This window comes from Pseudoalteromonas sp. S3260 (genome assembly GCF_005886925.1).
GTDB classification, from domain to species: Bacteria; Pseudomonadota; Gammaproteobacteria; order Enterobacterales; family Alteromonadaceae; genus Pseudoalteromonas; species Pseudoalteromonas tetraodonis.
This window is the reverse complement of the sequence record NZ_PNCV01000256.1, coordinates 1-320: the sequence shown is the minus strand read 5'-3', so window position 1 is coordinate 320 and position 320 is coordinate 1. Positions and strand designations below refer to the sequence as shown.

Genomic DNA, 320 nt, shown 5'->3' with positions numbered 1-320 from the left:
AACAATTAGGTATAACCCCCTTCTTCAATAAAAAACAACCAACTCCTTTAGATGAAGCACAGAACCTGATGTGGTACTTGGAAAACATATTGTATCATTCTATTGGCAATATTTATAATTTTATTCAACGGGATATTTTTGAAGGAAATGAAGAAACAGAAAATCCTTTTATCGAATTAGGCTTTTGGCCCGGAGGTGATAGAGATGGTAACCCTTTTGTAGATGCAGCCACCACTATTAAAGTAGCTGAAGCATTACGGAGCGCTATCATCGTTTGTTATTACAGAGATATTCGCAAACTCAAGCGTAGGCTTACTTTT

Annotated in this window: 1 protein-coding gene; it reads left to right on the top strand. The window is 36.2% G+C overall.

The genetic code is table 11. The annotated features are described in order from the left end of the window. Positions 1–320, top strand: a 320-nt coding sequence (locus tag CWC14_RS18380) for a phosphoenolpyruvate carboxylase (RefSeq protein ID WP_138564325.1), incomplete at both ends; no start/stop codon positions are given.